We start from the raw sequence: 21,218 nt of genomic DNA on the forward strand, positions 1-21,218 counted from the left end.
TTTTTTTCTTCTCGATTTAACTGCTTGATTCACTGTTAAATATACAAAAAACAAACCAAAAAAACAATTAAAATAACTGATAATCAACGTATTAAATCCATATCTTAATGACATTGGGCTTTAGCCCGTTTAACAAATATATCAACGTTCATCCGGCTTTAGCCAAAACTATATCCAACGGATAAAAACAATAAATCTTCTACCACACAAGCTTCTTTTAATTCTCTCCGTTTTTTCATCCAATCTCACATTACAATCCGCCCCATTTATCTTTTTATTTCCAAACGTATAAGTCGCTGATAAATTAAGTCTTCAGGAATTATAACGATTATGTGATAATGATAAGATAGGTATTGTCATATCATTATTACATTCTGTTCTGCCGTTTTTTCAATATATTCGTTGACATAAAATTATGATATGAAAAAAAGACTGGCGATTTTCTCCTTATGTATTGCCCAGATCATATATTCCCAGAATTATTCTCAATATGTCAACCCTTTTATAGGAACCGGAGGCCACGGCCATACCTTTCCGGGAGCCATTGTTCCTTTCGGAATGGTGCAGCTTTCACCTGATACCAGAATAGACGGAAGCTGGGACGGATGCAGCGGTTATCATTATTCAGATTCTGTGATCTATGGATTTTCGCATACACATCTCAATGGAACCGGAGTTTCAGATTATGGTGATATCATGCTGATGCCTACGATGGGGAATGCAAACCTGGATTACAAAGATTATTCTTCCAAGTTTTCGCATAAAAATGAAAAGGCTTCAGCTGGATTTTATGCTGTCAAATTAGACAAAAACAATATTGATGTCCGCCTGACCACTACCAAAAGAGTCGGTTACCATGAATATACTTTTAATAAACCTGGAGTAGCCAATATCATTCTGGATCTCAACCACAGGGACAAATTGCTGGAAGGTGAAGTGAAGATCATTGATGATAAAACTGTCGAAGTTTTCAGAAGAAGCGAAGCCTGGGCTACCAACCAATACATCTACGCCAGAATTGAATTTTCAAAGCCGATGAAAATCTCAAAAAAAGAGGTTAACGGAAAGCAAGAAAATAAAATTTTCACCGGAACCAAACTTGCTCTTGCTTTTTCATCCGATGTCAAAAAAGGAGAAAAGATCAGTGTAAAAGTTGCCATTTCCCCAACAGGCTATGAAGGAACGGAAAAAAACATGCTGGCAGAAGGCCCATCCAATGATTTTGAAATGGTAAAAAAGCAGGCAGAAACTGACTGGAACAAAGAGCTTTCAAAAATTGAAGTTAAGTCCGACGATAAGGATAAACTTTCTGTCTTTTATACAGCCCTTTATCATGTTCTTACCCAACCGAACATCAATATGGATGTGGATGGAAAATACAGAGGCCGCGACAACAAACTATACACCACCGCTGGGTTTGATTATTACTCTGTCTTTTCACTCTGGGACACCTTCAGAGCTGCCCATCCGCTGATGACCCTGATCGACAGAAAGAGAACGGCCGATTTCATCAATACATTTATCAAACAGTATGAACAGAGTGGAAAACTTCCCGTTTGGGAGCTGGCTTCCAATGAAACGGAATGTATGATCGGCTATCATTCTGTTTCTGTGATTGCAGATGCCATGGCTAAAGGAATTAAAGGTTTTGATTATGAAAAAGCATTCCAGGCTTCTAAAAATTCTGCCATGCTGGATATTTTTGGGTTAAATGCTTACAAACAGAACAATTATATCAGCATCGATGATGAGCATGAAAGCGTTTCCAAAACGGTGGAATATGCCTATGACGACTGGTGTATCGCGCAAATGGCTAAGATTTTAGGCAAAAAAGAAGATTATCAGTATTTCATGAAACGTTCCCAGAACTGGAAAAATCTCTACAATCCAAACAGCGGCTTTATGCAACCCAGAAAGAATGGAAACTGGTATGAGCCTTTTGATGCAAGGGAGGTGAACAATAATTATACGGAAGGAAATTCATGGCATTATTCATACTCTGTACAGCAGGATATTCCCGGATTGATCGCTGCTCACGGCGGAGAACAAAAATTTGAACAGTTCATTGATGCTATTTTTGCAGCCCCGGATAAAACGACAGGACGAGAACAGGTAGACATCACAGGCCTGATGGGGCAATATGCTCAGGGCAATGAGCCTAGCCATCATATCGCTTATCTGTATAACTATGTCGACAAATCGAAGAAAACAGATGCCAAGATCAAATATATTCTTGATAATTTCTATAAAAACACTCCAGACGGACTCATCGGAAATGAAGACTGTGGCCAGATGAGTGCCTGGTATATCCTGAGTTCGCTTGGAATCTATGCCGTTACTCCCGGACTACCCGAATGGCAAACGACAACCCCTTATTTTGATGAGATTAAAATTCATTTGGAAGAGGGTACCACAAAAGTAATCACCAGGAATACCAGCAAATCTGAACTTCAAAAACTGGGTTTTGAAAACAGCAAACCAGCAAAGGATTTCAAATATACACAGCTTACTGCTTCGCCAGTTATCGCCTCCGACAGGATCTTCGATTTCTCTTCAAAAGTACAGATCACCCCACTGAATCCGGCCGATAAAGTCTATTATATGACATTAAGTGAAAGCGATGCCAATGTAAGAAAGACTTTCATACCTTATAAAGGGCCTTTCACCATCAGTAAAACAACTCAGGTTCTGGCCTATTCAGAAAAAAATGGTGAAAAGAGTTCTATTACAGTAGCTAATTTCAACAGAAGACCCAATTATTGGGATATCAACATCCATTCAAAAGCAACTCCACAGTACACAGCTAATGGAAAACTGGCACTGATTGACGGGATCAACGGGGATGTAAACTGGCGAAAAGGCGAATGGCATGGCTATCAGGGACAGGATTTTGAAGCCGTAATTGATTTAAAATCGCCTCAGCAGATTACTAAACTATCCTCTAACTATCTTCAGGACAGCAGAGCATGGATCTTAATGCCTAAGAAAGTAGAATATTATGCTTCCATGAACGGTAAAGACTTTGTTCTTCTAAAAACGATATACAATACCATCGATCCAAAAGATGAAAAGGTACAGATCAAAGATTTCGGAGCAGAGATCCTTCCGACTGAAGCCCGCTATATCAAGGTAAAAGCGTATTATTTCGGAAAACTTCCGGAATGGCATCAGGGAGCCGGAGGTGAGGCGTATATTTTTATTGATGAGATTTCTGTGAAATAAAGGTCAACCTAAATAGAATTAAAATCCCCCTTTGAAAGGTTTCAAAGAGGGATTTTAATGTTAGAATTCTTCGATTAAGCTCAGGATGATATCTCTAACAGTATCTTTTTACCTTTAATTACATCAAATTTTAGAACCAAAATAATTTGAATACTTTTTGAATTCTGAAAGTACATTTTCTACCTTCTGAATTCTTTTTTCCAGATTTCCTGAAAGCAGAATATAAGGTATATTTCGTTCCTTTAAATCAGCAATAATTTGTTTTTGAAAGACTTCTCTCTTTTGATTTCCGCTTCTGTCCCAAGTATCATCATAAGGAATATCAATATCGCAAAGAAAGAACAAATCATATCGTTTGTAATTTAAATGGGCCGTTTTCGTTAAAAAATCGGGAGCTTTTCTATGATAATCCATTGCAAACATATAGGTAGTAATGGCATTAGTATCAACAAAAAAATGTTGATTAGCATTTAAAATCTCCCTATCTTCAATTTCGATATGTCCTTTCGCTATTTCATTAAAGGCCTCAAAACCTATTCTTCTGTCTACCTGATGCTGAGTCCAATATTCCCTTCCGTATTCAGGAGCAAAAGTCGTATTGAATTTCTTTGCTAAAGCTTCTACAAGCGTAGATTTTCCAGAAGACATGGCACCAAGAAAAACGATTTTCGTTATAAGATCTCTGTAAACAATATCACTTACATATTCTTTAGTCTCAAAAGAATTTCCCCTGATTTTCGTGGCAGAGATCGGAACCATATTCCTGGCTTCATCAATTCTTCTGTCAACAGCATTTAAAGCCTTACTTACATGATCGCCATAAAATTCGCTTGAATAAAAATGGGTAATTTTTTTTCCATTAAGCATCTTCAAAATATATTCTTCCTGAATAATCTCAAACCATCTTTCATTGGAATAACCATCCGGACCATCCCAACATTCTATAACCTCAACTTTCGGATATAAGTTTCTTATCCAATTTGCACGAATATGTAGAGGAATTCCGGTAACCTCTGTTTCATATATAAGTACAACCAACTCATCAACTTCACTCAAAGCTGTATCAAAGACAAATTGATGTCCTTTATGAAATGGCGCATATTTTCCTAAGGTAAGTCCCGTTTTCTTCATTATTTTAATTCTTTACTCCCCTTATTCCAATTATAATATCCATATACAGCGTTAATTAGAAAAGCTGACCACATTGCGATCATCATTATTCCGCTTTCGCTTCCGTCTAAAGTTCTGATTATCCAAATAATAACCGTGATAATATTTAAAATAATGTATAATAACCATTGTTCTTTATAACGAAGAATCATTAAAATCGTCGCAATAATTGAAATAACAGTGGACATTCCGTCTAGATAAGGGTTATTCTGATTATGAATTGTTGATAAAAAATATCCTAAAAAAATACATCCTAAGACAGTTATTAAAAACACGATTAAGATAGATCTTATATTGAGTGTTTTCATATCTACTATATCATTTTTCACATGGTTTTTCCACATAAAATATCCAATAATATTCATCGGAAAAAAAAATAAAATATAAAGTCCAAGCTCTCCAAATAAACCATTAGTATAAGCAACATAAGCATATGCAACGGTGTTTAAAGTTCCTATAACATAGTTCCAGATACTTCCTTTTGCAGCCAATACAACACATAAAATTCCAGAAACAAGAACCAAAAAATTCAACCAGTTATCTTTACTTACAATTGCAATAATAGCTCCAAGTAATGAAAATGATAAAAGCCAAATGATTTCAAATGGCTTCCATGATTTTAAAATATTTTTCATTAATTTTTCCTTAATTAACTCATTCTCTCGGACCATTGCAGTTCTTCCGGCAGCTCCATATCAGAAAATTCTATATGGATCATTCTTCTTTTCCTGCCATCAGTAGTTCTGTTGGAACCATGAAGTGTAAGCGGCTTCATAATCATGATCCCACCCTTCTGTACATCGCAGAATTTTTCCGGTTCTTTACTCCAGTCTATGGTTTCTGGTCTGCAAATTCCTTTGGTATGAGATCCTGGAATGACTTTCAATGCTCCGTTATATTCATCCGTATCATCCAGATGTATCCTGAGGGTACAGATATTTTCAAGAAATGGTAGTGGCGGCTGTACAGCAAACTGATCTTGTTTGGTTGTCCAGGGTCCGAAACCTGCTATTTCCAGCTTTTTATCTACTGAAATCGTAAGATCCTGATGATAGGCTACATACCAGTTTGAGGTTTCCGGTTTGTCAAAATAAATGCTTTTTACGACAAAATACTTTTCTCCGAAGAGTTTTCTGATAATGGTTTTAAGGTTATCATTAAATATCAGATCTTTAATTTCCGGAATTTCTTTCAGGAACTGTCTTACAGCAAACAGATCATCGGATTTTCTGAAATTTTCTCTTGAGGTATCGGCCTTTCCGATACTCTTTGTTATCTTTTCAATCTCATCATCAGAAAAGATTGAATTGATTACGGTAAGACCTTTTTCAAGGAAATATTGTTTATGATTCTCTAAATATTGTTTTGTCATGTGCGTTTTAAACTTCCTGAGGTGTATTTTCTAGCTGTCCTTCCCATTTGGAAACAGCGGATGTGGCCAATGCGTTTCCTAATACATTGGTCATACTTCTTCCCATATCACAGAAGTGATCAATAGGCAGGATCAAAGCGATACCTTCCGGTGGAATACCAAACATGGAACAGGTAGCGACGATGATGACCAGTGAAGCTCTTGGAACTCCGGCAATACCTTTGGAGGTAAGCATTAATACTAAAAGCATTGTGATCTGCTGACCCAATGACATTTCAATACCATAGATCTGAGCAATAAAGATGGAAGCAAATGTCATATACATCATACTTCCGTCCAGATTAAATGAATATCCTAAAGGCAGAATAAAGGATACGACTCTGTTATTACATCCGAATTTTTCAAGCTCTTCTACCAATTTAGGGAAAACAGCTTCTGAACTCGTTGTAGAGAAAGCGATCAGTAACGGTGCCTTGATTCTTTTAAGCAATTCGAAAAGACGCTTTCCTAAGATCAGGTAACCCACCAATAGCAGGACGAGCCAAAGAACGGCCAGGGCGAAGAAAAAGTCTCGCAGATACACCGCATAGACGATAAATATCTGGAATCCGTTCATCGCTACTACAGCAGCAATAGCTCCCAAAACTCCAAATGGAGCAAACCACATGATATAGGCTACCATTTTAAGGATAGCATGGGCAATAATATCAAAAAGTTTAACCACCGGTTTTGAATATTCTTCTCCCAAATTAGCAAGTGCTACCCCAAACATAATAGAGAAAACCACAATCTGAAGCACCTCGTTGGTCGCAAAAGCTTCAAATAAACTTTTGGGGATCATGTGTTTTACAAAGTCTTCCAGAGAAAAACCTTTACTGCTTTTCAGAAGATCTTCTGCAGCAGCGGCATCCTGGATTGGCAGTTTGGTCACATGCCCGGGCTCAAGCCAGTTCACAAGCACCAGTCCGATAAAGAGGGAAACCAGTGAAGCGGAGATAAACCACAACATGGCTTTTGTCCCTACTCTTCCGATCATTTTAATATCGCTCATTTTGGCAATTCCCACGACAAGCGTGGTAAAAACCAGCGGTGCGATGATCATCTGTACCAGTCTGATAAAAACAGTTCCCAGCAGTTTGATATTCTTGGAAAAGGGTTCCGCACTTTCGGGATACTGTACATGTACGATACCTCCAATGACTACTCCCAGGATAAGCGCAACGATAATGGCTATAAAAAGTTTATTTTGTCCTTTCATATATATTGTTCAATTCCCACAAATATAACAGTTTTTCAATTGGTACAAGATTTTGTCCGAATCAGGTTAAGTTTAGGTTAAGATTATAATACATTAAAATTAAATCCCTGATTTATAAAATATTGTAAAAAAATTAAGAAACATTTATTAATTTTTTATTCTTTTGGTACAAATTTTATTATTACATTTGATTGTATTAACAACATTAATAAATATACAACTATGAAAAAAACTATCGCAATGGCTGCCTTGGCTCTAGCTATATCTTTTGGAGCGGTTTCTTGCAAAAAGAAAATTTCGGATGCCGATCTTCAAACTCAGGCTACAACAATCGTAACTTCTAATCCCAATGCTTCTGTAGAAGTAAAAGAAGGAGTGGCTCATTTAAGCGGAACTTTCGCTGACCAGCAATCTAAGGATGCTATGATCACAAAATTGAAAGCGATCAGCGGAGTAAAAGAAGTAATGGACATGTCTACTGTAGCTGTAGCTACACCAGCGCCAGTTGAAACGACAACAGCTGTAGATCCTGCAGTTCAGAAAAAAGTTCAGGATGCTGTTAAAGATTTCCCTTCTGTAAAAGTAGAAGTTGTAAACGGACAGCTTACACTTACAGGAAATGTTTCAGGCCTTCAGGCAAGAAAGATCAAAGAATCTGTAGATGCTTTGAAAATCGGAAAGTATAACAATAACCTAGTGGTAAAATAATTTAAGATGAGCACATTACAAGATAAATATTCAAGCGTAGTTTCAGCGGCACAGTCTGCAGGAATTTCTAACCTTCAGATTCAGGAGCAGGATGGTATTCTGTATGTTTCAGGAAATGCTTCCAATACAGCAGCAAAAGATGCAGTATGGAATGCTTTAGGAACTATCGACTCTACCTATTCAGCTTCAGACATCAATATTGATGTACAGGTTGCTGGATTAACTTCAGGTGCTGCTTTAACAGTAGCTACAGAAGATTCTAACCTAAACATCAGACAAGAGCCTTCTACTGAGGCTGCTGTAGTAGGAAAAGCTGCTAAAGGTTCATCTGTAACTTTGATCGAGCAAACTTCTGATGACTGGTGGAAAGTGAAAACTGACGACGGTCAGGAAGGTTATGCTTATTCAAGATATTTGAAAGCTTAATTTTTCGAAATACCAAACTTTTGAAAAAATCAATACAGACATCCCCGATCGGGGATGTTTTTTTATATTTTTACGCTTCTAAAAGAAAGCACTGAATGAAGAAAATCTTATGGCTGCTGTTATTAGCATTCAATAGTATGGTCCTGTATGGACAAAATTTATCCATTAACGGAAAGGTGTCTGATTTTGATAAAAAGCCTGTGGAAAATGCCACCATTTATCTCCTTAAAGAAAAAGATTCATCTATCATCAACTATACCGCCACCAATAAGGAAGGTAAGTTTTCTCTGAAAACAGATGCCCTGAATGAACCTGCCATTTTAAAGATCAATGTTGAAAAGCTTTCTCCCTACTCTAAAAAGGTGGAAAAGATCAGCCAGTCTATAGCTTTGGGAGATATAGAGCTTGAAAAAAATATTGTCAAAAGTATAGAGGAAATAAAGATCACGGTATCACCAGTCAAGATAAAGAAAGACACGATAGAATTTAATGCTTCGTCCATCAAAGTCCGTCCGGACAGTAAAATTGAAGAACTCCTGAAAAAAATTCCGGGTGTAGAGATCGATAACGACAAAAAGATCACCGTCAACGGAAAGGAGGTAGACCAGATCATGATCAACGGGAAGCCATTTTTTGACAAGGATGGTAAAATTGCTCTTCAGAATCTTCCGGCAGATATCATTAAAAATATTCAGTTTACCACTACCAAGACGAAGGAGGAGGAATTAAGCGGGAAAAAACCCAAATCTAATAACACAACGATCAATTTTAATATTGACGAAAAAAAGAATAAGGGATTACTGTCGAGATTGATGCTGGGCTACGGTTCAGACAAACGTTATGAAGGCAGTGCATTGGTGAGTTACTTTAAAAATGACACTAAAATAAGCCTTATCGCTTCATCGAACAATATCAATTCCCAGGGTTTCTCTAATGATGATGTATTTGACAGCATGGGAGAAGGACGGAATTCATCAGGAATGCAGGGCGGAATATCATCATCAGGCAGGGGAAAAGGAATTCAGAAATCCACAACCGTCGGAATCAATTATAACGATAAATTCGGAAAAGAGATGGATCTGGATAATTTCAGCTTCAACCATTCCAATTCTGAGACGGAAACAGCATCCAAATCATCCAGAACTACCCTTCTTCCGGAATACACGCTTACCACGCATTCTGAGAATAAAGGTGAGAGTGAAACCCAGCAGAACAATATAGATGCCTCAGCAGAAATTACACTGGATTCTTTGAGTACTGTCTACATTTCACCAAAGTTTAACAATAGCCGAAGCTCCAGTTTTAACAGTTCACAATCATCTACGTTACGAGATAATGTGCTACTCAACGGAAGTGAATCTTCTACAAGCACTGAATCTGAAAGCAATTCATTTACTCCCTATATTTATTATTCAAAACAATTCAGAAAGGAAAGACGTTCCCTGAATGCTAAAATGAACAGTACAATTTCTGAATCCAACAAAGATAACCTCAACAGATCACAAACTGTATTTTATCAGGGAGCTGAAGAGAATGACAACAGAAACCAACTGTCCAAAACCAAAAACCAGAACAGTATGTATAATTTCAGTGCCGGATATACTGAACCTGTCTCAGATTCTGCAACGGTAAGTTTTGAAGTATCCTACAGTTCAAAAATTTCAAGAGACTCGAGGGATGTTAATGATTTCAACGCTACCTCAGGGCAGTATTCGGATTACAATTCACCTTTATCTAACAGTCTGAAACAGAAAATCAACCAGCTTACTCCTGAACTTTCTTTTGACCTCAATAAAAAGAAATTCAGTATCTGGGGATCTGTGACTGTTGATATTTCGGATATGAAGGTTAATTCTGTCTATAACGGCCAGCAATATGGTTTGCAAAAAAGCTTTGCTCTTCCCGGCTATAACTTTAATGCCAGGTACCAGTTCTCAGAAAATAAAATGCTGAATCTCTACAATTATTCAGGTTTTACCATTCCGGGGGCAGAACAGCTTACTCCTTATGAAGACACTTCAAATCCCCTGGTTACCTCTACCGGAAATCCCAATTTAAAAAACACGTGGACCAATAGCAGCTCTTTATTTTTTAATAATTACAATCTTGTAAAAAACATAAACTATTACGTAAGTCTTAATTTTATGTACAGAAATAATGATGTTGTTAATTTTTCCCGATATGACGATTCAGGAAAGCAGCTTGTGACCTATGACAACGTGAGCGGTAATAAGAACATGAATCTGGGAGCAGGCTTCAACAAAACGTTTAAGTGGAAAGACAGTAAACTGTCTGTGAATCCAAGGTTTAGTATGCAGTACAATTATAATAAGGGATTTATTAACGGTCAATTTTTCACCAATGAGTCGTACGGCCTGAATCCCGGCCTGAATGTGACCTACGAGCTTAAGGATAAATTCAGCATAAAACCTTCCTACAGACTTGGATATAACTTTTCAAAATACACCAATTACAGCATTGATAATGTGCATACTGCCAACCAAACCCTGAAGTTGGAACTCACCAATTATCTTTTTAAAAGCAGATTGGTTTTCGGAAATGACTTTGAATACAATACGAATTCTAATATTGCCCCTGGTTTCAAAAAAGATTTTTTCTTCTGGAATACAAGTCTAGGGTATTCTTTCTTCAACAAACAATTCACGGCCAAGATGAAGATCTATGATGTTCTGAACCAAAACCAAAGTGTCAGAAGAACGATCTCCAATTCATATATTGAAGACCGTGAAGATCTTATCCTGAAACGCTATATCATGTTCTCTCTGAGTATGAAACTCAACAGATTTGCAGGAAAAAAGATGTAGAAAAAACAGTTTTTATATTTTTTAAAACTCATACTATGGCCGGAAGATTCCGGTCATTTTTTCATTCTCACCTATTTTCTGCCAAAAGATTGAGAGCATGATGTGTATTGGACTCATTTTATTTATAAATTAGCGTCAAATTTTATTTATGAAGATCCATATTTCAATTTTATTTATTTTCTTTTTTATCCTTGGGCGTGCACAGAGTACAGATCAGAAGGATACGTTCGTAAAAGATAATTTTACCAAAAAGGAATTTTATATTCCGATGCGTGACGGAGTAAAGCTTTTCACAGCGATATACGTCCCGAAAGATATTTCAAACAAAAACAAATATCCTTTCCTGATGCAGAGAACCTGCTACAGCATCGCGCCTTACGGAGAAAATGAATACAGATCCAAATTGGGACCTAACCAGTACCTAATGAAGGATAAGTATATTTTTGTCTTCCAGGATGTACGCGGAAGATATATGAGTGAGGGAGCTTTTACCAATATGACGCCTCAGGTAGACCGCAAAACAAAAAAAGACATAGATGAAAGCACGGATACTTATGATACGATAGAATGGCTTTTAAAGAATGTTAAAGACAACAATGGTAAGGCTGGACAATATGGAACTTCGTACCCAGGATTTTACACTGCGGTAGGAATACTGGCGCAGCACCCTGCTCTTGTCGCTTCATCTCCCCAGGCTCCTATTTCTGATTTCTGGAATGATGACTTTCTTCATAACGGAAGATTCATGCTGGGCTATTTCAGAACATTCCCTGTTTTTGGGATTCAGAAGACAAAACCGGAAAACAAGGCTTGGTATATGGATACTTTTGTGAAGCAGACTTCGGAAGATGGTCTTAAGTTTTACAGAGATATGGGCACTTTAAAGGATGGCTACGAAAAATACTACAAAAACAATTTCTTCATGACGGAGATCATGAATCATCCTAACTATGATGAGTTCTGGCAGAAAAGAAACCTTCTTCCCCATTTAAAGAATGTCAACCATGCGGTAATGACCGTTGGAGGCTGGTTTGATGCGGAAGACCTTTCAGGACCGCTTAACATTTACAAAACGATAGAAAAAACGAGTCCAAAAGCTAAAAATACCATTGTGATGGGACCTTTCTCTCATGGAGCATGGGCACAGGAGCAAGGAAAACATTTCCATAACCAGATTTATTTCGGGGACAGCATTGCGACGTATTACCAGAAAAATATTGAAACTAAATTTTTTAATCATTATTTAAAAGGAAACACCAAAGAAGATGCCGGGCTTCCGGAAGCTTTGATGTATGATACGGGATCTAAAGAATGGAGAGAATTTGCCTCTTATCCTCCAAAAAATGCCCAGAAGATCAATTTCTACTTATCTGACGGAACATTGAAGAACGCTGCAGGCCAAGGCTCTTCAGAATACTACAGTGATCCGAACAACCCTGTTTTAAGTTCTGATAATCTGAAAGATTTCAACGGATTCACCCCTAAAAATTATATGTCGGAAGACCAGAGATTTGCTGTTGGAAGACCTGACGTTTTGACGTTTACGACAGATGTTTTAATGGAAGATATGAGTTTCGCGGGAGAGATCATGGCTAAACTGAATATCGCTTCCTCTTCTACCGACGCAGATTTTGCAGTAAAACTGATTGATGTTTATCCTGAAGATTTTAAACCTAAGGAAAAGAAAGACGGAGTTATTTATCCTAATTACCACCAGATGGTAAGAAGTGAGATCATGCCGGCAAGATTCAGAAATTCAAGAGAAAAAGGCGAAGCTTTGGTTCCTAATCAGAAAACGGCTGTCAATTTCAAATTGCAGGATGTGATGCATACGTTCAAAAAAGGACACAAAATCCAGATCCAGATCAGCAGTACATGGTGGCCGCTTTTCGCGATAAACCCTCAGAAATTTATGGAGAATCCAAACTTTGCGACGAAAGCAGATTATACAAAAGCTTTTATTAAAGTATATAATGACAGCTCTATTGAAGCTGAAGTATTGAAATAAAAATAAGGTGTCTAAAGCCACCTATGGTAATAGATATCTGTTTATAAAACGTAAAATCCGGTCGCTACGAGAAATTGAGCGACCGGATTTTTTTATATAATATTATTGATGGCTTCAAGAACCTCAGCCACGACGAATTTTTACTCTTCAATCGTTCTGAAAGTAAGATTTACCCGTGGCGATTTCACTTTGGTTGTTGGCGGAAGTCTGTGCAGCCAGTTTTCCTGCGTTGTTCCTTTCATTATGAGCAGGCTTCCATTTTCCAGGAATATTTCCACTTTCTCTTTGGTGGTTTTATGTTTAAATAAAAACTTTCTTTCGGCACCGAAAGTCAGGGATGCAATGGCTCCATGTTTTTTAAGATCCTTTTCTCCGTCGCTGTGGTAAGCCATTCCTTCGCTTCCATCATGGTATAAATTGAGAAGGCAGGAATTGTATGTTTCTCCTGAAACTTCCTCGCATTTTTTCTTAAGTTCGAGTAATTCCTGTGTCCAGAATTTCGCATATTTTGTCCGTTTTGAGTAGGTATATTCAAAGGCTTTTTCTCCGAACCAGGCTACTTTTCTCTTCGTTAAAATTAATTTTCCAAAAATGACTGCTTCATCATTTTCCCAGGGGATCTGATTGAGTAGATAATCATAAAAGAAATCTGATCTTTCTTTGTTAAATACTGTTCCGTAATAATGGACTGTTCCATCATTCGGAAGAATATTCAAAGGATATTCGGATATTTCTTCAAACAGGCTGTTCATGATTTTGAGTTTGTAAAAAGTATGAATGAGTAATTAAATTTTATAACTAGGGTTTTATTTTAACCACAAAAGTCGCAAAAGTTTTTAACACTTTAAGTTTTTTAAGTTATTACTAAAACGTTGAATAAAGTGCACTTAAGTTTTTTTTTGAAGATCAAAGATTTATTTGGCACTAATGTAAATATAAGTATTTGTTATGTTTACATCAATAGGAACGGACTTTAGTCCGTTTTGTTTTACACATAAAAAACATCCAATCTGGCTTTAGCCAAAACTTAAATCTGGTATTCATATCAACGAAAGCTAAAAAACTTCAGATTATATTTTGTGAACTTTTTCACTTAAAAATATTCAACTTTAAAATAAAACGTAGCGTTTTTGTGACTTTTGTGGTTTAAATTATAATTAAAGTAAAATAGAATTTTCAGAATAGATATGTGAGCTTTCCCAGCCTACCATCAGCTGTTTTCTTTCACTTCCCCATCGGTACCCCCCCATATTACCCGTAGATCGAATCACCCGGTGACATGGAATAAGAAAGGCTACTGGATTACTGCCAATTGCCGTTCCAACCGCTCTGGATGCCTTTGGATTCCCAATTTTTTCGGCCAGATTGCCGTAGGTAGACAGTTTTCCCATTGGGATAGAAAGTAGGCTTTCCCAGACTTTAAGCTGAAAATCTGTGCCTTTTAGATGGAGTTTAATCGTGTTGAGTTTCGTCCAGTCCTGATCGAATATGGACAGTGCATTGCTCTGAAGAGTATCCTGTCTTTCAAAAAAAGAAGCATTGGGAAACGTCTGTTTCAAATTTCCCAATGCTGTTTCTTTATCGTCTTCAAAAGCCATGTAGCAAATTCCTTTTTCAGTGGATGCTACCATTACAGATCCAAAAGGACTTTTGGGAAAACTGTAATTGATGTTCAGGCTTTTTCCGCCGTTTTTATATTCCGCCGGAGACATTCCTTCTATGTTCACAAAAAGGTCATGAAGCCTGCTTGTGCTGGAAAGTCCCGTTTCGTAAGCGGTATCAAATAAAGTCGCTTTTTCTTCCTTCAATAAATTTTTAGCATGTTCAAGACTGATGAACTGTAAAAATTTCTTCGGACTCGTTCCTGCCCATTCCGTAAATATCTTCTGAAAATGAGCCGGACTTAAGTGAATATTCTCTGCCACTTCCTCCAAACTTGGCTGAAGCCTGAAATTGCTCTGGATATATGATATCGCTTTGGCAATTCTGTTGTAATCGATCTGACTTTGTGCGGACATAATATTTCTGTTTTACCTCACAAATTTCCGAAGAATACAGGGCAGAAAAAATCTGATTCTTGCGGAATTTTAGTTGTTGTTATAAATATGGTTGTAAGCAAGCATTTTGTAATATAACTTAGCGGCTAAGAAAGCTGTTGGTTTAGCCATCGGAGAATCCATTAATTCTACAATATCAAAGGCTACTACGTTACATTTTTCAAATACTTTTCTCAATAATTCCAGCGTTGGATACCACTGAAGACCACCTGGCTCAGGAGTCCCTGTAGATGGAGCAATAGAAGGATCGAAAGCATCAAGATCAATCGTGATATAAACGTTTCCTGAAACTTTTTCCAAAACATCATTCACCCAGTTGTCATTGTTTGCGATCTCATGCGCAAAGAATACTCTTCCTTCCGGCAGATATTCAGCTTCTTCAGCATCCATAGAACGGATTCCCACCTGAACTAAGTTATGCTTTTGATTCGCTTCAAAAACTGCACATGCATGGTTAGAAGTAGAGCCATGGAATTCAGGACGTAAGTCTGTATGGGCATCCAGCTGAAGAACGGTAAGGTTTTCAAACTTCTCTCCTACTGCACGGATAGAACCAATAGAAACAGAGTGCTCACCTCCGAAAAGGGTAAATACTTTTCCTTCATTATTCAAAAGCTCTTTCGTTTTTTGGTAAACAGCTTCCGTCATCGCTTCAGGACTTGAATTCTCAGAAATTTCTCCTGCCAGGTATACTCCGTCAAGGAAAGGTTCAGTTCCTGTTTCAATATCATAAAGCTCCATGTTTTCGGAAGCATCCAGGAATAATTCAGGGCCTTTATCAGCTCCTTTACCCCATGTTGACGTTCCATCGTAAGGAACGGTTACCAGCATTACTTTAGAGTTCTCTAACGTTGCGTTTTCTTCAGGAATTCCTGCGTATGTTCTCATGTTTTATTTAAAAATTTAAATGATTTAAAGATTGAAATATTCTTGGCAAAGATACGAAGAGTTTGTGAGTTTGAGCGTACCTGAGTTTAAGGGTGGCAGAGTTTGAGGGTTCGTTCGTTTGAGAATAAGAGGGTAAAGGAGTTTAGAAGTTGGTTGTCAGCTGCTGGTTGAAATAATGTTGCTGGTTGCTGGTTCATCACAATTAAGTTAATTGGACTATTGTCTCATGTCTGAAATCTTGGCTCTTGATTCTTGATTCTTGATTCTTGAATCTATCCTTCTCCATTCACTTGCGAAGCAAAATTCACCATTGACCTTTTCTCAACCTTAATCAAAAAATCTCATGTCTCTGGTCTGAAATCTGATATCTGGCTTCCCCCTTTCAAACCAATTCCCTACTTTTGTAAAAAACAAAATATGCCTTTAAAAGCTGTTCTTTTCGATATGGACGGGGTTATTGTAGATACGGAACCACTTCACAGAAAAGCTTATTTTAAAACGTTTGACGAACTGGAAATTGCTGTTTCCGAAGAATTATACACCTCTTTCACCGGAGCTTCCACTAAAAGAGTCTTTGAAACACTCATCGGGAAATACAGTTTGTCTCATACCCATGAAGATCTTTCTGCCATCAAAAGAGCTCATTTCAAAGATTATTTCGATAATGATGAGGAATTTGACCTGATTCCCGGAGTAAGAGAATTGATCAAGCATTACCATGAAAACGGCATTAAGCTTATTCTCGCTTCTTCTGCAACGATGGTGACCATCAACATGGTTTTTGAAAAGTTCGGTCTTGAACAGTATTTCAGTGGAAAAATAAGCGGTGCAGCCTTGAAGGAATCCAAGCCTCACCCTGAAGTATTTCTTTTGGCAGCAGAAATGGCGGAAGAACCTGTAGCCAACTGCATGGTGATTGAAGATTCTACGAACGGAATTCTTGCAGCAAGCAGAGCAGAAATTTTCTGTGCTGCGTACAGAAGTCCGCATTCTAAAAATCAGGATTATACTTTAGCTGATATCGTGGTTTCAGATTATGAAGAACTGCAGCTGGATAAGCTTTCAAAATATTTTTAAATGAAAAAAGCTCTCAAAATTTTGAGAGCTTTATTTTTTATGTTTTCCTTATCATCTGAAACGAAGAGAAGATTCTTAACTATTCTTAATTCTTAACAAAAACCTTAATGGTTAAATTTAAAACATTAAGAAATAATTGAGTTGTTAAGATCATTAAGTTGAGATTGCTTCGTCACTTCGCTCCTCGCAATGACGGTGTTATTATTTGTAACCCAGGATTTTCAAAATATCTTCAGGTTCCTGTTTCTCACGAAAAACTTCATACTGAAGCTCACCATTTTCATCTTTCTGGATCAGGACGTGTCTCGGCTGAGGCATCAGACAGTGGTGAACACCGCCGTACCCTCCAATCGTTTCCTGATACGCTCCTGTATGGAAAAATCCGATATACAGAGGTTTTGTATCACTGAAAACAGGCAGATAAATGGCATTCGTATGCTGTTCAGAATTATAATAATCATCAGAATCACAGGTCAGTCCACCCAGGAACACTCTCTCGTAAGTATCTTCCCATCTGTTCAGCGGAAGCATGATGAAGTGTCTGGAGATCGCCCAGGTATCAGGAAGTGTGGTCATGAATGAAGAATCAATCATATTCCACTTCTCTCTGTCATTCTGACGTTTCTGAGAAATGATTTTATAAAGATTAGCCCCACTTTCTCCAACTGTAAAGCTTCCGAATTCCGTATAAATATTAGGTTCTTCCACTCCTTCCTCTTCACAGAATTTTTTGATCTGAGAAACGATTTCTTCCACCATATACTGATAATCGTATTCAAAGTTTAAAGAAGTTTTGATTGGGAAGCCACCACCGATGTTCAGTGAATCCACTTCCGGAGCAATTTTCTTCAAACGTGCGTATACACGAAGACATTTGTACAACTCATTCCAGTAATAAGCGGTGTCTTTGATCCCGGTATTAATGAAGAAGTGAAGCATTTTCAGTCTTGCATTCGGGTGTTCAGCGATTTTCTGGCTATAATAAGGAATAATGTCTCTATATCCGATCCCTAATCTCGAGGTATAGAATTCGAATTTAGGCTCTTCCTCTGAAGCTATTCTGATCCCGATATCGAACGTGGTATCAATACTTTCTGTAAGCTTATCCAGCTCACGGTAGTTATCCAGGATCGGGGTAATGTTTTCAAAACCGCTGTTGATCATCTCGGAAATTTTCGCCAGATAATCATCAGTCTTGAATCCATTACAGATGACCTCAATATTTTTATCTACTTTACCCTTCCCATAAAGAGATTTTACAATATCCATATCATAGGCTGAAGAAGTTTCTATAGAAATATCATTCTTAAGAGCTTCTTCAAGCACAAAATTGAAATGACTGGATTTTGTACAGTAGCAGTAGGTATAATTCTTTTTATATTCGGCTTTCTCAAAAGCTTCCCTAAACCAGCTCTTGGCCTTCTGGATATTTTGAGAAATTCTCGGCAGGTAGCTAATTTTTAGCGGGGTGCCAAATTTTTCAACGACTTCCATTAAAGGAACATCGTGAAATAACAAATTGTTCTCAGAAACATTAAATTCCTCTGTAGGAAAATACAATGTCTGATCAATAAGTTCCGAGTACTTTATTTTCATTTCTTGACAAGTGAATTACGAAATGCAAAATTGCTAAAAAAGTTTGATTTTTAAGCGTTAAATTTATTATAAATTTAAAAATGACATCATGTAAAAAACGCTACACATTATTGATTCGTGAACTTCTTAACATATTCCTCTCTCTTATTTTCCGAAATACCCAGAACCTGTTGAATATAAGCATCCATTGAGCCATATTTATTATTGATTTCATCAAACGCCGCATCGAGATAAGCTGTTTCAACCCAGCTCAGTTTTTCAAGAACTTTCACATCCATTTTGGGATAGAGGAAATGTAGATTATCAGCCAGTTTTAGCCTTTTGAGGACTAATCTTTTTCTGTAATTATTGGATAAAAGATAATCATTGTAGATGGTTGCTTTATCAAATTTCAAAATCGTTAAAATTAAAGCCGTTGTTATGCCTGTTCTGTCTTTCCCTGCTGTACAATGGTAAAGAACCGGCTGATCAGATTCCAGAATTTCTGTGATGATTTTTCTGATCACTTCAGGATTCTCAGTTACGTATTCCCGGTAGAAATCAATCATTCTTTTATTTGCATCGGAGCCATTTACCTTTCCTTTCAAAACAAGCTTTTTTGCTTGGGTAAGCTGATCTCCTTCATCTTTAAAAGCTGAATATTTTTTATAAACAATATCATCGGGAAGCTGGTCCGGTTTATCTGATATTTCTTTTGAATTTCTAAGATCTATCACCTCTTTTATTCCCAGAATTTCCAGTTCTTTGAACGAATTTTTCTTCAGTTGATGAAGATGTCCGCTTCTGTAGAACTTCCCTTCTTTTAAAGTTCGTCCCTCAGAATTTTTAATATGACCTACCGTTCGAAAATTGTTTGCTTTTTTGATTTCAATAGAGTTCCCGGTTCCACTTTTTCCATATTCAGGCGGTGTAAAATCCTGTGTTTTACAGGAAAAAACACAAAATACTACTGTTAGCAGAACCGATATTTTTATAAGCTGTTTCAATATATTGAGGGATATTCTATTTCATTAGTTCCTACAAAAAACAACAGATCACCGGATTCGTATTGAATGGAAACCTCATCTTCCACAGCGAAATTCCTTGTTCCGATTCTTGATGTGATGCTCAAACTTCCATTAGTTAAAGGCCAGTTCAATCCTGTTGTGGTAATATTTTCCACAGAAGGGAAAGGATACAATGAAATCATTTTATTTTTAACCCCTTTCAGCTTAAAATTGTTCGGAATAAAATAATATTCTGAAAATTCATCGTAGAATTTCAGATTCATTTTGTCTTTAAAAGCATAAGCAACCGTCAGATTTCCTAAAAAATGATCCTGTTCACCCCCACTTCCTCCGAAAACATCAATTTCTGTAAAATCTTTTTCCAGAATAATTTCCAATGCTTTGTGAAAGTCTGTTTTATCCTGATCCAGGGTTAAAATAAATTTATCCTGATAAACACTTTCATCCGATCCTGAATGAGAATCAAAATCACCGGAAATAAAGTCTAGTCTGTCTAAAGGAAAACCCAGCTGTTTCAAATAATGAAAAGCACCGTCGGTACAGGCTATTAAACTATATTGATCCGGATCTGGAAGAGTTTTCGGATGATCTCCGTTGATGAAAAGCAATACTTTATCTCTCATTCGGATTCCAGTATTCTTCAGGTTCGTTATTGATTTTTGAAATATATCTTGCCAAAACAAAAAGGTAATCAGAAAGCCTGTTCAGGTATTTGATCAGTTCAGGACGTACTTCTTCAGATTCATTTAAGAAAACAAGGGAACGTTCTGCTCTTCTGCAAATCGTTCTTGCTGCATGTAAAAATGTTGCAGATTTCCCTCCGCCAGGCAGGATAAAATACTGAAGAGGCTCTAATTTATCTTCAAAAGCGTCCATCCATTTCTCAAGTTCTTCGATCTCCGTATCTGAAATAATTAATGGCAGACGTGATTTCCCGTTGGCCAACATCAATTTATCAACTGGTGTTGCTGCTTCTGAACCTACTGTAAACAGATCAAACTGAATTTTCTTCAACTGCTTCAAAACCTCTTCATCCTCAATATGACTTTTAGAAATCCCAATGAATGAATTAAGCTCGTCTATATTTCCGTAGCTGTCTACTCTGGCACTGGCTTTGGAAACTCTTGTACCGCCGTATAAAGCGGTCTGTCCTTTATCTCCTGTTTTAGTATAAATTTTCATACTACTAAATTACTTTATTTTGTACAATGTAAAAAGTAAAATGTGAATGATTCATAGTTTTATCTCTGTACAGTTATAGCTCTATTATTGATCGAATGAGAGCATCCTTCGACTGCGCTCAGGATGACACATAGCTAATACTATCTGCTTTTATTACATCTTGTCATTCCGGGTATAAACTAAAGGTTTACGAATGCAGTTCACGAAGGATATTTTCACCACGGATTGCACAGATGTAAATGTTTGGATGTAAGGATTTAGGTTTTGGCTAAAGCCCGATTGATGGTGATTTTTTTTAAACGGGCTAAAGCCCAATGTCATTAAGTTAGTAAAATATCACAAGCTATCCTTTTGATTTTTAGAGACTATGGGTTTAGCTCTTGCTCTATATTTACCTATATTTCTTTTGTTTGATCTCTGAG

At 37.1% G+C, this 21,218-nt stretch carries 17 protein-coding genes; 6 read left to right on the forward strand and 11 right to left on the reverse strand.

Going from position 1 to position 21,218, the window contains the following annotated elements:
- The first annotated feature begins 420 nt into the window (after window positions 1–420).
- On the forward strand, window positions 421–3,222 hold the full coding sequence (locus HHL23_RS21460; protein ID WP_169236782.1) for a GH92 family glycosyl hydrolase: 2,802 nt from the start codon (window positions 421–423) through the stop codon (window positions 3,220–3,222).
- Window positions 3,223–3,345: 123 nt separating this feature from the next.
- Here the strand turns inward: HHL23_RS21460 and HHL23_RS21465 are convergent, their stop codons facing one another.
- Genes HHL23_RS21465 through HHL23_RS21480 form a run of 4 tightly spaced genes read right to left on the reverse strand, consistent with a single transcriptional unit; the run spans window position 3,346 to window position 7,022 of the window.
- The gene (locus HHL23_RS21465; RefSeq protein WP_169236783.1) at window positions 3,346–4,353 is read right to left on the reverse strand and encodes an AAA family ATPase; all 1,008 of its coding nucleotides are present in this window, start codon (window positions 4,351–4,353) and stop codon (window positions 3,346–3,348) included.
- A complete protein-coding gene (gene pnuC / locus HHL23_RS21470; RefSeq protein ID WP_169236784.1) occupies window positions 4,353–5,027 on the reverse strand; it encodes a nicotinamide riboside transporter PnuC in 675 nt (224 codons plus the stop codon). The genes HHL23_RS21465 and pnuC overlap by 1 nt, the downstream gene beginning before the upstream one ends.
- 14 nt (window positions 5,028–5,041) lie before the next feature.
- Complete coding sequence (locus tag HHL23_RS21475; RefSeq protein ID WP_169236785.1) at window positions 5,042–5,764, reverse strand: phytanoyl-CoA dioxygenase family protein; 723 nt, start codon at window positions 5,762–5,764, stop codon at window positions 5,042–5,044.
- A gap of 7 nt (window positions 5,765–5,771) precedes the next feature.
- Window positions 5,772–7,022, reverse strand: coding sequence for a dicarboxylate/amino acid:cation symporter (locus tag HHL23_RS21480; RefSeq protein WP_169236786.1), 1,251 nt, complete (start codon window positions 7,020–7,022; stop codon window positions 5,772–5,774).
- Window positions 7,023–7,244: 222 nt separating this feature from the next.
- Here HHL23_RS21480 and HHL23_RS21485 point away from each other — a divergent pair, with 222 nt between their 5' ends.
- From HHL23_RS21485 to HHL23_RS21500, 4 genes are all read left to right on the forward strand, one after another.
- Complete coding sequence (locus tag HHL23_RS21485; protein WP_169236787.1) at window positions 7,245–7,730, forward strand: BON domain-containing protein; 486 nt, start codon at window positions 7,245–7,247, stop codon at window positions 7,728–7,730.
- A gap of 6 nt (window positions 7,731–7,736) precedes the next feature.
- Window positions 7,737–8,156, forward strand: coding sequence for an SH3 domain-containing protein (locus tag HHL23_RS21490; protein WP_169236788.1), 420 nt, complete (start codon window positions 7,737–7,739; stop codon window positions 8,154–8,156).
- Window positions 8,157–8,251: 95 nt separating this feature from the next.
- The gene (locus HHL23_RS21495; RefSeq protein ID WP_169236789.1) at window positions 8,252–10,981 is read left to right on the forward strand and encodes a TonB-dependent receptor; all 2,730 of its coding nucleotides are present in this window, start codon (window positions 8,252–8,254) and stop codon (window positions 10,979–10,981) included.
- A gap of 148 nt (window positions 10,982–11,129) precedes the next feature.
- Complete coding sequence (locus HHL23_RS21500; RefSeq protein ID WP_169236790.1) at window positions 11,130–12,989, forward strand: CocE/NonD family hydrolase; 1,860 nt, start codon at window positions 11,130–11,132, stop codon at window positions 12,987–12,989.
- Between the two features lie 140 nt (window positions 12,990–13,129).
- On the opposite strand, the gene HHL23_RS21505 is transcribed toward HHL23_RS21500, so the two are convergent.
- The 3 genes from HHL23_RS21505 to speB form a co-directional block, all read right to left on the reverse strand.
- Window positions 13,130–13,741, reverse strand: coding sequence for an alpha-ketoglutarate-dependent dioxygenase AlkB family protein (locus HHL23_RS21505; RefSeq protein WP_169236791.1), 612 nt, complete (start codon window positions 13,739–13,741; stop codon window positions 13,130–13,132).
- 405 nt (window positions 13,742–14,146) lie between these two features.
- Window positions 14,147–15,007 carry a bifunctional helix-turn-helix domain-containing protein/methylated-DNA--[protein]-cysteine S-methyltransferase gene (locus tag HHL23_RS21510; RefSeq protein WP_169236792.1) on the reverse strand — a complete coding sequence of 287 codons (861 nt, stop codon included), beginning with the start codon at window positions 15,005–15,007 and terminating at the stop codon, window positions 14,147–14,149.
- 69 nt (window positions 15,008–15,076) lie between these two features.
- Window positions 15,077–15,934, reverse strand: a complete 858-nt coding sequence (gene speB / locus HHL23_RS21515; RefSeq protein WP_169236793.1) for an agmatinase — start codon at window positions 15,932–15,934, stop codon at window positions 15,077–15,079.
- A gap of 417 nt (window positions 15,935–16,351) precedes the next feature.
- Between speB and HHL23_RS21520 the strand changes: the two genes are divergently transcribed.
- Entirely contained in the window at window positions 16,352–17,011 is a 660-nt protein-coding gene (locus HHL23_RS21520; protein ID WP_169236794.1) for an HAD family hydrolase, read from the forward strand.
- A gap of 201 nt (window positions 17,012–17,212) precedes the next feature.
- Here the strand turns inward: HHL23_RS21520 and HHL23_RS21525 are convergent, their stop codons facing one another.
- The 4 genes from HHL23_RS21525 to HHL23_RS21540 form a co-directional block, all read right to left on the reverse strand.
- Window positions 17,213–18,607: a type III PLP-dependent enzyme domain-containing protein gene (locus tag HHL23_RS21525; RefSeq protein WP_034731926.1), complete on the reverse strand. Its 1,395-nt coding sequence runs from the start codon at window positions 18,605–18,607 to the stop codon at window positions 17,213–17,215.
- A gap of 107 nt (window positions 18,608–18,714) precedes the next feature.
- The gene (locus HHL23_RS21530; protein WP_169236795.1) at window positions 18,715–19,593 is read right to left on the reverse strand and encodes a tyrosine-protein phosphatase; all 879 of its coding nucleotides are present in this window, start codon (window positions 19,591–19,593) and stop codon (window positions 18,715–18,717) included.
- On the reverse strand, window positions 19,590–20,237 hold the full coding sequence (locus HHL23_RS21535; RefSeq protein ID WP_169236796.1) for a thiamine diphosphokinase: 648 nt from the start codon (window positions 20,235–20,237) through the stop codon (window positions 19,590–19,592). The genes HHL23_RS21530 and HHL23_RS21535 overlap by 4 nt, the downstream gene beginning before the upstream one ends.
- Window positions 20,227–20,796 carry a cob(I)yrinic acid a,c-diamide adenosyltransferase gene (locus HHL23_RS21540; RefSeq protein ID WP_169236797.1) on the reverse strand — a complete coding sequence of 190 codons (570 nt, stop codon included), beginning with the start codon at window positions 20,794–20,796 and terminating at the stop codon, window positions 20,227–20,229. The genes HHL23_RS21535 and HHL23_RS21540 overlap by 11 nt, the downstream gene beginning before the upstream one ends.
- Between the last annotated feature and the right edge of the window lie 422 nt (window positions 20,797–21,218).

The sequence above is a fragment of the Chryseobacterium antibioticum genome (genome assembly GCF_012927325.1).
In the GTDB taxonomy this organism is placed as follows: Bacteria; Bacteroidota; Bacteroidia; order Flavobacteriales; family Weeksellaceae; genus Chryseobacterium; species Chryseobacterium antibioticum.